Raw genomic sequence first — 13350 nt, 5'->3', positions numbered from 1 at the left:
ATGCCGGCGAGCAGGTTGGTGATGACGTTCATCGAGATGGTTCTCCTTGTACGTGACGCAACTGCGGGACAGCGCGCTTCACGGTCTGCAGCCCGTCGAACGCGCACCGTAAGCATCACCTGTCACATGGTCACACCGTACGGAAATCCGGTGCGATCACACGTTCCGGCGAGCGTTCGATCCTGTGTTCGTGCGTTCCTTCGGTGATGTCCGCCGACCGGGCGTCCGGCCGAACGCGTGCCATCCGTGTCGTCCTGCCCGAGATGCCGGAATCGTTGATCACTCCGGGTTAGCGTGCCCATATGATGAACGAGCCTCCGGTGGCACGCCCCGGGCGCGGCACCCGCCTGACCCGCCGTGGCCGGCTGGTGCTGATCGTCGGCGCCGCCCTGGTGGCCACGGCCGCGGTACTGGTACCGATGGCCCTGCTGAGCGGCGAGGACGAGACCACCCGGCGCGCGACCTCCCTGGTCGTCCCCGAAGGGCGGCGCGCGACCCAGATCTACGCGTCGGTCGACCGCGCGCTACATGTGCCCGAGGGCACCACCGGGAAGGCGGTCGCCGGTGCCCGGCTCCAACTGCCCGAGGCCGCCCGGTCCAACCCGGAGGGCTATCTCTTCCCGGCGACGTACCCGATCGTCCCCTCGACCACTCCGGCCGGACTGCTCGACTACATGGTCAGGACCGCGAACCAGCGGTTCGGCGGTGACCGGACCACCGCCGGCGCCCGCGCCCACGGGGTGTCGGCCTATCAGACGGTCACCATCGCCAGCATCGTCCAGGCGGAGGCGGCCACGACGGCGGACATGGCCCGGGTCGCCAGGGTCGTGCACAACCGGCTCGCCCTCGGCATGCCGCTCCAGATGGACTCGACGCTCAACTACGCGCTGAACCGCTCCACACTGGACACCACCCACGCCGACACCAGGGCGAAGAGCCCGTACAACACCTACGCACACAAGGGACTGCCGCCCACGCCGATCGGGAACCCGGGGGAGGAGGCGGTGCGCGCGGCGGTCAGCCCCGCGCCCGGGGACTGGCTGTACTTCGTCACGGTGAAGCCCGGCGACACCCGCTTCACGAACCGGTACGCCGAACACCGCGAGAACGTCGAGGAGTTCAACAGGCACCGCGCGAGCGCCTCGTAGGAAGAGCGGCCAGCCCTTCTCACGCGCGCACGGCCGCCGCCGGCTCGTCCCCCGCCACTGCCTCGCCCGCCGCCGTCCCCGCGCCGGGTGTACGCGCCAGCAGCCGCCCGATCTCCCGTACGGCCGCGCGACCGGCGCGATTGGCGCCGATCGTGGAGGCGGAGGGCCCGTACCCGACGAGATGGACCCGTTCGTCCCGGACGGCGCGCGTCCCCTCGATCCGGACCCCGCCGCCCCGCTCCCGCAGCCCCAGTGGCGCGAGATGGTCGATCGCGGGCCGGAACCCGGTCGCCCAGAGGATCACATCGGCGTCCACCGTCCGGCCGTCGTCCCAGGCCACGCCGGTCGGGGTGATCCGGTCGAACATCGGCAGCCGGTCCAGCACCCCCTCCGCGCGCGCCCGCGCCACGGCCTCGGTCACCGGCAGCCCGGTGACCGAGACCACGCTCCGCGGCGGCAGCCCCTGGCGCACCCGCTCCTCGACCAGTGCCACCGCCTCCCGTCCCCACTCCTCGGTGAACGGGCCCTCGCGGAAGACCGGCGGGCGGCGCGTCACCCAGGTCGTCCCCGCCGCGACCCGCGCGATCTCCATCAGATGCTGGGTGCCGGAGGCCCCGCCGCCGACCACGACCACCCGCAGCCCCGCGAACTCCTCGGGCCCCGGATAGTTCGCCGTGTGCAACTGGCGCCCCCGGAAGGTCTCCTGGCCCCGGTAGCGCGGCCAGAACGGGCGGTCCCAGGTGCCGGTGGCGTTGATCAGCGCCCGGGCCGACCAGGTCCCCTCCGAGGTCTCCACCCGCAGCCGCCCGCCGGCGCCCTCCCGTACCGCGTGGACATCGACCGGCCGGTGGACCCGCAGGCCGAAGCGCCGCTCGTACGCCGTGAAGTAGCCGCCGATCACCTCGGACGACGGCCGGCCGTCGTCGTCAGGACCGGTGACCAACTCCATACCGGGCAGCGCGTGCATGCCGTGGACCTTGCCGTACGTGAGCGACGGCCAGCGGAACTGCCAGGCGCCGCCGGGGCGCGGGGCATGGTCCAGGACGACGAACCCGCGGTCCGGTTCCAGCCCCGAGCGCCGCAGATGGTAGGCGCCGGACAGGCCCGCCTGTCCGGCGCCTACGACCACCACGTCGATGTCATGTACCCCGAAGTCGTTCACGGTTCTACCAACAGTCGGGGTGCCGGCAATCTTCCCGCGCGCGAGGGCCCCGTGCGCCCGCGCCCTCGCGTCCGCGAGGGTTCAGCGGCCCCCGGCCAGCAGCAGCGGCGCACCGCCCCCGCCCCCGGGCGCCTGTGTGCCGCCCGCCCCCGCCACCCCGAGCCGCGGGGACGCCGGAACCCGCGCGAGCAGCCCGCGCTCCGCCAGCACCGGCGTCACGCCCTCCCCGAACCAGTACGCCTCCTCCAGATGCGGGTAACCCGAGAGCACGAAGTGCTCGATGCCCAGCTCGTGGTACTCCTCGATCCGGTCCGCGACCTCGGCATGGCTGCCCACCAGCGCGGTGCCCGCCCCGCCCCGTACCAGACCCACCCCCGCCCACAGGTTGGGCGAGATCTCCAGATCGTCGCGGGAGCCGCCGTGCAGGGCGAGCATCCGCTGCTGGCCCACCGACTCGCTCCGGCCCAGCGCCCGCTGGGCCGCGGCCACCGTCCCGGGGTCGAGATCGTCCAGCAGCCGGCCGGCCGTGGCCCAGGCGTCATGCGCGGAGTCCCGCGAGATGGTGTGCATCCGGATACCGAACCGGACCGTACGGCCGCGCTCCTCGGCGAGCGAACGGATCCAGTCGATCTTCTCCTTCACCTGGGCCGGCGGCTCGCCCCAGGTCAGATAGACATCCGCGTGCTCCGCCGCGACCGGTCCCGCCGCCGCCGACGAACCTCCGAAGAAGATCTCCGGCAGCGGGTCCGGCGGCAGGGCGGTCAGCCCGCCCTCCACCTGGAAGTGCTCCCCGTCGAAGTCGTACGGACGGCCCTGCCACGCGCCCCGCACCACCGACAGGAACTCCGCCGTCCGCGCATACCGCCGGTCGTGGTCGAGATGGTCACCGAAACGCCGCTGCTCCGTGGCGTCGCCGCCGGTCACCACGTTGAGCAGCAGCCTGCCCCGGGTGATGCGCTGGTACGTCGCCGCCATCTGCGCCGCCAGCACCGGCGAGATCAGCCCCGGCCGGAAGGCGACCAGGAACTTCAGCCGCTCCGTCTGCTGCGCGAGCGCCATCGTCGTCAGCCAGGCGTCCTCGCACCAGGTGCCGGTCGGTGTCAGTACCGCCTCGAAGCCGAGATGCTCGGCGGCCTTGGCGATCTGCCCCAGATACTCGATGTCGGGCGCCCTGACCCCGCTCACCGGGGTGATCCTCGACCGCTTGATGCCGCCGTCGGTGTACGCGTGACGGTCCACCAGGGTGCGCCCGTCGCCGCCGGTCGGCAGGAACCAGTGCAGATGAACACTCATCGGGAAGAAACCTTTCCGTAGCTGTGTGCGGGCGAGGTCGACGGCGGCAGATCCTTGTTGAAGCGGTCGTCCACGTAGTCGGCGAAGTCGAAGCGGCGGGGGATGAGCTCCAGTTCGGCGAAGGTGTCGGCGATCTTCTGCTCGGAGGCGATCGCGGCCGCGTCCAGCGCCACCGGGACCCGCGTCCCCCAGGTCAGCTTCACCGCGTCCAGGGCCACGTCGTACGGCAGCCCGGTGTCCTTCGCCCAGACCTTCGCCCACGTCTCCGGATGGTGATGGACCCAGTCCTGGGCCCGGCGAAGCCGGTCGATGAAGTCACCGAGCGCCGCCGACTTCGCCTTGTCCTTGAGCGCGGCGTCCGAGGCGACCTGGAAGTTGAGCCCGTTGACCACCCCCTGACCATGCGTCAGCACCCGTCCCTGTCCGGCACGGAGCACCTGTGAGGTGTACGGGTCCCATACGGCCCAGGCGTCGACCCTGCCCCCGGCGAACGCGGCCAGCGCGTCGGCCGGCTGCAACAGGGTGACCTTGATGTCCTTGAGGGTGAGGCCGGCGCGCCGGAGCGAGGCGATCAACTGGTAGTGCGCCGAGCTGCCCTGGGCGACCGCCACCGTCTTTCCTCGCAGCTCCGCCGTCTTCCGCAGCTTCGAGTCCTTCGGTACGAGAATGGCCTCGCCCCGGGAGTCACCATGTGTGGCGCCCACCACCGTGATCTTCGACTTGGCACCGGCGGCGAACACCGGCGGGGTGTTGCCGACCGAACCGGTGTCCACGGCGCCGGCGTTGACCGCTTCGAGCATCGGCGGCCCGGAGGTGAACGTCGACCACTTCACCTGGTAGGGGAGGTCGTCGAGTTCACCGGCGGCCCGCAGAACGGCCTCGGCGCCGCCCTTCTGATCACCGACGCGGAGGGTCACCGGTCCCTTCCCGTCGGTGGAGCCGCCCGCCCCGCCGGAGTCGTCGGCGGACGAAGCGCCGGAGCAGGCGGTGAACAGCAGAGCCAGGGGCAACAGGACGGCGGGCAGAAGACGTTTCATGAGAGGTCTCTCAACGTGGGTGGAGCGGAGAGGAGTTACGGTCGCGACGCAGCCGGGGCAAGGACGCCGGCGGGTCGCCGGCGTCATCGATGCCCCACGTCATCGACCCCCAACTCGGCCAGCAGCCGGGCGCGGAGAGCCGCGAAGCCGGGATCGCCCACGGAACGCGGCCGGTCCAGCGCGACCGGTGTCTCGTAGGCGATGGCACCGTCCCGCATCACCAGCGCCCGGTCCGCGAGCAGCAGAGCCTCCTCCACATCGTGGGTGACGAGCAGCACCGCGCAGCCGCGCCGCTGCCACAACTCGGCGACCAGCCGCTGCGCCGTGAGCCGGGTCAGCGCGTCCAGCGCCCCGAACGGCTCGTCGAGCAGCAGCAGATCGGGTTCCCGTACCAGCGCCCTGGCGAGCGAGGCGCGCTGGGCCTCGCCGCCCGAGAGCGTCTTCGGCCAGGCGCCCGACCGGTGGCCCAGCCCGACCTCCGCCAACGCGCTCTCGGCCACGGCCCGTTCGGGCTTGCCGTCCAGACCGAGCAGCACATTGCGCCAGACCCGCTTCCACGGCATCAGCCGCGGCGCCTGGAACGCGACGGCCCGCCGCTTCGGTACGAGCACGGTGCCCTCGATCTCCCGGTCGAGCCCGGCCAGGACCCGCAGCAAGGTCGACTTGCCGCAGCCGCTGCGGCCCAGCAGCGCGGTGAACTCCCCTGGCCGCAGGGTCAGATCGAGCCGGTCGATCACCGGACGCCCGCCGAAGGACCGGGTCAGCCCCTCGACCCGTACCGCCGCCGCGCCGTCGAGTTCCGGCGCGCTTCTCACTGGCCCGTGAAGTTCGGTCGCCATTGCAGCAGCAGCCTTTCGAGAGTACGGACGACGGCATCGGCGACCAGCCCGAGCAGCGCGTAGACGACCAGGCAGACCACGATGACGTCGGTACGGAAGAAGTCCCTGGCCTGGTTCATCAGGAAGCCGATACCGGCGTCCGCGTTGATCGATTCCCCGAAGACCAGGGCGAGCCAGGCGGTGGCGAGTGAGTACCGCAGACCGGTCATCGCGCCGGGCAGCGCCCCCGGCAGGACCACATGCCGGATCAGCCCCCAGTGGCCCAGCCCCAACGACCGGCCCGCTTCGACGAGTTGTTCGTCGACGCCACGGATCCCGGCGTACACGTTGAGATAGAGATGGAAGGCGACCCCGAGCGAGATGAGCGCGATCTTGGGCGCCTCGCCGATGCCGAGCCAGATGATGAACAGCGGGATCAGCCCGACCCAGGGGACGGTGCGCAGCATCTGCACCGTCGCGTCGACCAGATCCTCACCGAGCCGGGAGAGCCCCGACACCAGGGCGAGGCAGACGCCTATCACCCCGCCGAGCAGCAGCCCGGCGGCGACACGCTGGAGCGAGACCCCCATGGCGGCGGGCAGGGTGCCGTCGGCGATCAGATCACCGGCGGCCCGGGCGATGGTGCCCGGCGAGGCGAGGATGTCACGGTGCAGCACCCCCGCCGCGCTGAGCGCCTGCCAGCAGACCAGAAGCAGCACAGGGCCGACCGTGCGGCGCAGCCACCGAGGGGCGGCGCGCAGCCGTGAGCCGCGCGCGGAGACCGGTGTCACGGCCTCCAGAACAGGGGAGGGGTGGGTGGATTCAGGGGATATGTCGGGCGGGGCGTGGCCGAGTGTCATGGAGGCTCCACGGACAGCGACAGAGTACGGGAGGGGGGAGGCGTCAGGACCCCGCCCCGGCGTCCGCGCACGGTGGTGCTACGGCACGGTCAGCCGGGTACAACGGGGTGGTGGGGAGACGCGGGGCCCGGGAAAGGCGGGCGCCGTAAGCCGGAAAGTGCTCAGCGGCCGCGACAACACGCGGCGGAGGCCACCCGCAGCAGGTCGATGTGACCGCGCGTGGTGAGCAGAGCTGATCGCGTCATGGCCCAGAACGTAGCGAGACTTTCCGGACCCGGTCAATGCCGTCTCGCCACACGGATGCGCGTTCTCGCCCGGCGGTCGGCAGGATGGGGGTATGGCTCACGCGTTCACCACCAAGGTCCTGCGTCTCACCACCGGTACCGAGGAGACGGTCACCGACCTGACCCACGCCTGCGCGGAATTCCTCCGGGAGACGGCGGCGGGCAGGGACGGCCTCCTGAACATCTTCGTGCCGCACGCCACCGCGGGGGTGGCGGTCATCGAGACAGGCGCGGGCAGCGACGACGACCTGCTCGCGTCCCTGCGCACCCTGCTCCCCGCCGACGACCGCTGGCACCACCGCCACGGCACCCCGGGCCACGGCAGGGACCATGTCCTCCCCGCCCTCGTACCGCCCCACGCGACGCTGCCGGTGGTCGCGGGCCGGCTGGAACTGGGTACCTGGCAGTCGGTCTGCCTGGTCGACACGAACAGGGACAACCCCGGCCGTCAGGTACGTCTGAGCTTCCTCGGGTAGCGCGTTGCCCCGGTAGGAGTGTGCGGGGGGAGTCCGGCCGCGCCGAATGAGCGGCGCGCGTGGATGCGGCGCGGCGCTGCTTCGTCGTCTGCGGCACGGGAGAAGCCCCGGGCCCCCTGTTCGTCACCCTCTTTGCTCCGCCGTACCGCCTTGCGGCTAGTTTGGGTGCAGGACAGGTACGCAGGCCCGTGGCGACAGAGGTGCACGGGGAACGAGAGGTCGGGAAGAGTGTCGCTGCGCGGAGGTGATCCCACCGAGATCGGCGGTTACCCGCTGGAGGCGCGGCTCGGCTCGGGGGGAATGGGCACGGTTTTTCTGGCCCGCACGAGCTCGGGGCGGCCTGTCGCGATCAAACTCATCCACCAGCAGTTCGCGGGGGACGACGAGTTCCGCATCCGTTTCCGGCAGGAGGTGGCGGCGGCGCGGCGCGTGAGCGGAGCGTTCACCGCCGCCGTGGTCGATGCCGCCCCCGAGGCGGAGCAGCCGTGGATGGCGACGACCTATATCGAGGGGCAGACGCTCGCCCAGCGCATCGCGACGCAAGGCCCGCTGGACGGAGCGGAGCTGAAGATGCTCGCCATCGGGCTGGCGGAGGCGCTGCGCGACATCCACCGGGTGGGGGTCGTCCACCGTGACCTGAAGCCCTCGAACGTCGTGCTCTCGCCCGAGGGCCCGCGCGTCATCGACTTCGGCATTTCGCGCGCCGTGGATCAGCAGACGCTGACGATGACGGGGCGGGTCATCGGTACGCCGCCCTTCATGTCGCCGGAGCAGTTGCAGGCGCCGCGTGGTGTGGGGCCGCGGTCCGATGTCTTCTCGCTGGGGACGCTGCTGGTGTACGCGGCGACGGGCCACGGGCCCTTCGACGCGGACAGCCCCTACCTGACGGCGTATCAGGTGGTGCACGAGGAGCCTTCGCTGGATGCCGTGCCGGAGGCGTTGCGCACGGTCGTCGAGTCGTGCCTGGCCAAGGAGCCGGAGGGGCGCCCCTCGGCGGACGAACTCCTCGTACTGCTGCGGGACCTGCCGACCGACCTCGGCGGGACCGACGGGCATGGGCAGGGCGCGGGCCGCACCCGCGACATGGACACCCAGCATCACTTCGCGGCGCGGGCCACCCCGGCGCCGACCGCCCCGGCCGGCGCCGATACAAGGAGTACCGATACAAGGAGTACCGATACAGGGAGTACCGGCACAGGGAGTACCGGCGCTCCCCTCGGCCGTCGTCTGCGTCGCCGATGGCGTCCCGTGCTCGCGACCGCGCTCGCGGTGGCCGCGATCGGCGGGGGAGTCGCCGCGCTGACGACAGGCGGATTCGGGACGGACAGCGGCGGACGCGAGAACAACAGCGTCGCGGCGCCGAGTGCCCCGCTTCAGGACGGCTTCGGGCCGTGGCTCAAGACGGTGCGGGGCGGTCGCGAGGACATCCCCGACGAGCTGCGTTGCGTCGCGCGCGGCGACGCGCTGTTCTGCGGGGGCGGCGGTGTTGTCGCGACCCGTATCAGGGTCCTGGACGGCTCGCGGGTGTGGACGGCGAAGAGTCCGGGCGTCCCCGTCCAGGGCATGCACCTGGTCGGCGCCACCGACGACACGGTGCTCGGTTACCGCTTCGCCGCCCAGGACGCCCCGCAGGACCCTTCCAGCGAGGTGGTGGCCATCGACGCGAGCAGTGGCCGGGAGCTGTGGTCCGTGCCGTCCGGCGCCCAGTCGAAGGCCGTCACGGGGCGGAGCCAGGACGCCGTTGTGGTCGGCTCCACCGTGGTGACGGTCGACGCCTCCAACTCCCGCTTCGAGGCCCGGGACGCGCACAGCGGTACGATCGCCTGGAGGACGGGGTTCCCGGCAGGCAGGCAGTGCGCTCCCGTCCCGGTGGGCCCGCGGCTCCTCGCGATGTGCGCGACGAATGCGGAGGTGGACGCCTCAGAGGTGCGCCACCCCACCCTGTACACGGTTGACCGTGCCTCGGGGACACTGGGCAGGCCCATCGCGGTTGACGGCCCCGCCGTGGCGATGGGCGTCGCCAACGGCAGGCTCGTACTCTTCCAGGCGCGCATGGAGGGAACGGCGCTCGCCGGCTACGACGGGGTGGCGCGGGTCGACCCGGCCTCGCGGAAGGTCACGTACTCCCGGCTGGCCAAGACATACCCGGGGACGCCCGGCATGGCGGACGGCGCCCTCTACGTGAGCCGGCAGACCGGTCTCGTCACAGCCATCGACCCGGCGACAGGCCGGGAGAAGTGGTCCCGGCAGACGGGCGTGGAAGGCGCGTCCGGTCCCGTGGCGGGAGCCGGCGCACTGTATTTCAGCTCGGCCACCGGCCGGGTGGTCGCGCTGTCGCCGTACGACGGCACATCCCTGTGGACAACGGATCCGCAGGCCGATGGTTTGACGGGCGAGCAGGGCGCGAGCCCGCGCGTGACCGTCGCGGGGCGTGCGGTGATCGTGGCCGCGGCCAAGAACACACTCTTCGCCTTCGACACGCAGAACCCGCCGAAGTCGGGCTGACCCTGGGGAGTGTGCCGCGCTCGGCCCGCACCCGGAGTCCGGGCAACAGGCCCTGGCCGAGGCTGCTTTCGCCCTCCTGATGGAATCCGCCACAACGCGTTCCGCGCCGTGCGTGAAGAATTTCCCCGCCGGACCCCTTCTGTTGGTCGTGCCTGGTTACTTTCAACCTCGCTGGTCTGGCGCAGGAGAGGTACGTCCATGAGCACCCCGGTGTACCGCACCTCAACTCGGCAGACCATGGCTGCCCTGAGTCCGACACGGCAGAGCCGGGAGGGTAGCCGGGCCGGGAGTCCGTCCGAAAACTCGGCGGAGCGCGCCTTCCTCGACATGCAGTCCGGCGCCGGCAACCGGGCCACGACCGCGGCGGTCCAGCGCGCCAGGGGCACGGCGAAGGGGAAGGCACCCGAGAACGGCAAGGCGTCCACCGGGTCGAAGAGTTATCGCGACCGGATCGCCGGGGTCCTCGACAAGCTCAAGAAGAATCTCGAATTCATCGACACCTTCGTCAAGGGCGTCCATGTCCCCGCCAACGCGGGCTTCTCCCAGCAAGCCTCCGCCACGGCCGATGACGCTCTCAAACACTCCGCCGCCTCCTCGGGGACCGCCGCCGCGTCGGAGAACCTCGTCACGGAGACCACCGGCGCCATGCTCAGTGGCATGGAGGCGGCCAAAGCCAAGAAGGACGCCAAGAAGCACCAGAGCGGGGCCGCCTTCCACGGAGCGGACAAGAAGGCCAACACCAAAACCGCCGACGCGGTCATCGGCGCCGCCGGCGCGGGAAGCTACGCCCTCGGTATCGCCAAGGAGCTGACGAAAGCGCAGAAGGCGGCGTACGCCATGACAGCGTCCGAGGCGAGCGGTATCGGCTCCAGTGCCGTCGGCGCGGTGAAGGGCGCCCGTGCGGCGGGCCGCTTCGGTCTGACGGCCCGCAAGTACCGTGCCCTGAAAGGGCTCGGGAAGACCGACCGTGTCGAAGAGGAGGCACTGGCCCGGCTGGACCAGGCGCGGCAGGACGCGGAATGGGCCGCGGCCGAAGCGTACGTCGCGCTGGATGCCCACTGGGGCCACGACGGCGAGGACCGGCTGGAGCGTGTTTCCGAGGCCATCGACGCGGCCTGGGCAGCGATGGGTGACGCCCGTGACGCGGCCAGAGACGTCCGGCGCGCCGAAGACGTGAACACGATGGACACGGTGCACACGTACGCGCTCGGCAAGCAGCGCAACAAGATGGGCAAGCAGGCGCTCACGGCCGTGGGCGAGTCCACCAAGGCCGCGGGCGGCATCGTGACGGCGGTCGCCGCCACAGCGGGAGGGGCCGGACTGGCGAGCAACCCGGTCGGCTGGGGCCTCGCCGCCGGTGCGGCCGGCCTCATCCTCGGCGTCACCGCCTACAAGGCGGGCCGCGCGGGGAAGAAGCGCTACGACGGGGCCCGCCACCCCGAACGCTGGGCGGAGGACGAGACCCGGGCGGAGCCCGCCTCCCGCGAGGACGCGCTGAAGGAGGCCCTGAAGTTCTGGAAGAAGGTGGAGAACGGCGAACGCCAGGCCATGGCCCGTAAACTCTACGGACTGGCGGCGGGCGCGGACATCAGCGGGAGCGGCAGCACATCGGCCGAAATGCGCAACTCGGCCAGAGCACTTCTCACCGCTCTCAAATCAGGCCCCGCCAGCCACCGACTGTCCCCGGAGGAGTGGGCGGACTCCCTCAACGACCCGGCAAAGAGCGCCGCTTGGGTCAAGGAGATAGCAGAACAGTTGTCCTCGGCCTGACCGGGAGGCACTACGGCGTCGCGTCACGTCGCGCTGCCTGTCACGTCAAGGGGGACGCGTGCGTTTCTACGAGGCGGAGAGTGTGGTGCGGGTGCCGCGGCGCCACACGTCACGCAGGTTGAGGGTGTCGCCGATCGCGGTGGTGGGGTCGCCGTCCACGAGCAGCAGGTCGGCCCGCAGGCCCTCGGCGATGCGGCCGCGGTCCTCCAGGCCGAAGCGGCGTGCCGGGGTGAGGGTCGCCGCGCGCAGGGCCTGGACCGGGGTGAGGCCGGCCTGGACGAGATACCGGAGTTCCTGGTGGACGCTGGCCCCGTGGACCATACCGCCCAGGAACGGGAGGGGAAGGGGGGCCGCGTCGGTGCCCGCCATCAGGTCGACACCGGCGTCGTGCAGGGCCTTGACCGAGGCCAGGACATCGTCCAGTTTGCCTTCCGGGTAACGGTTGTAGCTGCTGTTCAGGGTGTTCGTCCATGCCTCGTCGAGGCGTGAACCGACGCGTGGGTCCTCGGCGAGGGACGAGCCCGTGATGCCCGTCATGGAGGCGTTCAGGACGACGCAGGGGATGACGAACGCGCCGGATCCGGCGATGAGGTCGATGATCTCGGCGGTGTGCGGCTGATCCATGAACAGGTGGGCGAAGCCGTCGATGCCGGCCTCGATCGCCATCCGTGTCGCGTCGACGGTCAGGGTGTGGGCGACGGTGAGCATCCCGTGGCGGTGGGCCTCGGCCACACCGGCGGTCAGGGTCGCCTGGTCGAGCATGGGCAGACCGGGGTGGCCCTCGACGGTGCCGTCGTCGACCATGAACTTGATGTAGTCCGAGCCCGCCGCGACGAGTTGGGGGATGAAGGCGACCGCTTCCTCCGGGGTGGTGGAGAACGGCATCAGAGGCATCTCCCGCCGACCGGGGCGATCGTCCTGGTCGTCCGGTCCGCCATGGCCCCCCGGGCTGAAATCCTTGGGCATGAGTTCGCTGGGGTGGCCCCCGGGAGGAGTGATGCCGAACCCGGCGGAGCGGACGTCCGCGAGGGAGTCGTTCTCGGTGATGTGCGCGCGGCCGGGCCTGGTGTTCATGCCCTGCATCTCCAGTTCGGTGGTGATCCCGAACCGCAGCGCCAGTGCGAGCGCCTCGTCGGAGGTGTGCACATGGGCGTCGAACAGACCGGGCAGCAGCGTTCCGCCCCTGGCGTCGACGAGGGTGGCCCCGGCGGGCGGTTCACCTCCGACGGCCGCGATCCGCGTGCCGTTCAGCACGACGGTGGTGTCCCGCAGTACGTGCTCACCGTCGAACACACGGCCGTTGATGATGGCTGTGATCATGACTCTCTCTTCTCCGGGCGGGCCTGTCGCTCCGCTGGTGCCGAGTTCTCCCCACCGCGATCGCCACATTAATGCAACTTGCAATTCCATGCACATCGACATACATCTGTGGTCTGCAGATGTATGCGATAAGCTGCGAGGGTGACCAACTCGGACGCCTCGATGCCACAGGGCCAGGCCCTCCTGGACGCTGTCGGTACGGCATTCGCCCGGCTGAGACGCCGCACCATGCAGGCCCCGGTCGACCCTCCGGTGGGGCCCAAGGACCTCAAGCGCAACCTGGTCCTCAACATCGTCGACGAGGCGGCCGAGGCGGACACGGAGATGACGGTCGGCGGACTCGCCGACCACCTCCTGGTGGACCCGTCGGTGGCCAGCCGTATGGTGAGCGACTGCATTTCCCATGGTTACCTGGTCCGCGCCGCCTCGCAGCGGGACGGCCGCCGTACCGTGCTCCACCTCACCGAAGAAGGCACGGCGCTCCTCCACCGCTTCCGCCACCAGCAGCGGCAGGCGTTCGAGTACATCACCCGCGACTGGCCCGACGCCGAGCGACTCGAATTCGCGCGTCTCCTCCTCAAGTACGCGGACTCCACCGCCCGGCTGCCGGCCCCGGGCACCGTCAACGGCCCCCCGCCGCGCGACCTCTAAGGACGTCGCGCGACCGGGCCCGCGGC

The 13350-nt window shown here is 71.2% G+C and carries 12 protein-coding genes; 5 read left to right on the top strand and 7 right to left on the bottom strand.

Annotated elements, in window-relative coordinates:
- The first annotated feature begins 302 nt into the window (after positions 1-302).
- Positions 303-1148: an endolytic transglycosylase MltG gene (mltG, locus tag ACIQ7D_RS14795; RefSeq protein WP_403937416.1), complete on the top strand. Its 846-nt coding sequence runs from the start codon at positions 303-305 to the stop codon at positions 1146-1148.
- A 19-nt stretch (positions 1149-1167) separates the two neighbouring features.
- On the opposite strand, the gene ACIQ7D_RS14790 is transcribed toward mltG, so the two are convergent.
- From ACIQ7D_RS14790 to ACIQ7D_RS14765, 6 genes are all read right to left on the bottom strand, one after another.
- Complete coding sequence (locus ACIQ7D_RS14790) at positions 1168-2310, bottom strand: NAD(P)-binding domain-containing protein (protein ID WP_403937414.1); 1143 nt, start codon at positions 2308-2310, stop codon at positions 1168-1170.
- A gap of 81 nt (positions 2311-2391) precedes the next feature.
- Complete coding sequence (locus tag ACIQ7D_RS14785; protein ID WP_403937412.1) at positions 2392-3603, bottom strand: LLM class flavin-dependent oxidoreductase; 1212 nt, start codon at positions 3601-3603, stop codon at positions 2392-2394.
- Positions 3600-4640 carry an ABC transporter substrate-binding protein gene (locus ACIQ7D_RS14780; protein ID WP_403937410.1) on the bottom strand — a complete coding sequence of 347 codons (1041 nt, stop codon included), beginning with the start codon at positions 4638-4640 and terminating at the stop codon, positions 3600-3602. The genes ACIQ7D_RS14785 and ACIQ7D_RS14780 overlap by 4 nt, the downstream gene beginning before the upstream one ends.
- A gap of 83 nt (positions 4641-4723) precedes the next feature.
- Complete coding sequence (locus ACIQ7D_RS14775) at positions 4724-5479, bottom strand: ABC transporter ATP-binding protein (protein ID WP_403937408.1); 756 nt, start codon at positions 5477-5479, stop codon at positions 4724-4726.
- Positions 5452-6318 (bottom strand): ABC transporter permease, encoded by an 867-nt coding sequence (locus ACIQ7D_RS14770; RefSeq protein WP_403937406.1) that lies wholly within the window; start codon positions 6316-6318, stop codon positions 5452-5454. Before ACIQ7D_RS14770 ends, ACIQ7D_RS14775 begins: the two co-directional genes overlap by 28 nt.
- 161 nt (positions 6319-6479) lie before the next feature.
- Complete coding sequence (locus tag ACIQ7D_RS14765; protein ID WP_403937486.1) at positions 6480-6563, bottom strand: putative leader peptide; 84 nt, start codon at positions 6561-6563, stop codon at positions 6480-6482.
- A 92-nt stretch (positions 6564-6655) separates the two neighbouring features.
- Between ACIQ7D_RS14765 and ACIQ7D_RS14760 the strand changes: the two genes are divergently transcribed.
- From ACIQ7D_RS14760 to ACIQ7D_RS14750, 3 genes are all read left to right on the top strand, one after another.
- Positions 6656-7078, top strand: coding sequence for a YjbQ family protein (locus ACIQ7D_RS14760; RefSeq protein WP_403937404.1), 423 nt, complete (start codon positions 6656-6658; stop codon positions 7076-7078).
- Between the two features lie 228 nt (positions 7079-7306).
- Positions 7307-9583, top strand: a complete 2277-nt coding sequence (locus ACIQ7D_RS14755) for a protein kinase (RefSeq protein WP_403937402.1) — start codon at positions 7307-7309, stop codon at positions 9581-9583.
- A gap of 198 nt (positions 9584-9781) precedes the next feature.
- Positions 9782-11353, top strand: a complete 1572-nt coding sequence (locus ACIQ7D_RS14750; RefSeq protein ID WP_403937400.1) for a hypothetical protein — start codon at positions 9782-9784, stop codon at positions 11351-11353.
- 66 nt (positions 11354-11419) lie between these two features.
- Here the strand turns inward: ACIQ7D_RS14750 and ACIQ7D_RS14745 are convergent, their stop codons facing one another.
- Positions 11420-12673 carry an amidohydrolase family protein gene (locus tag ACIQ7D_RS14745; RefSeq protein WP_403937398.1) on the bottom strand — a complete coding sequence of 418 codons (1254 nt, stop codon included), beginning with the start codon at positions 12671-12673 and terminating at the stop codon, positions 11420-11422.
- A gap of 141 nt (positions 12674-12814) precedes the next feature.
- Here ACIQ7D_RS14745 and ACIQ7D_RS14740 point away from each other — a divergent pair, with 141 nt between their 5' ends.
- Positions 12815-13324 carry a MarR family winged helix-turn-helix transcriptional regulator gene (locus tag ACIQ7D_RS14740; protein ID WP_403937396.1) on the top strand — a complete coding sequence of 170 codons (510 nt, stop codon included), beginning with the start codon at positions 12815-12817 and terminating at the stop codon, positions 13322-13324.
- Positions 13325-13350 lie beyond the last annotated feature (26 nt).

This window comes from Streptomyces sp. NPDC096310 (genome assembly GCF_044763125.1).
GTDB lineage: Bacteria > Actinomycetota > Actinomycetes > Streptomycetales > Streptomycetaceae > Streptomyces.
The sequence above is the reverse complement of the archived record's forward strand: the minus strand, read 5'-3'. Positions and strand labels throughout refer to the sequence as shown.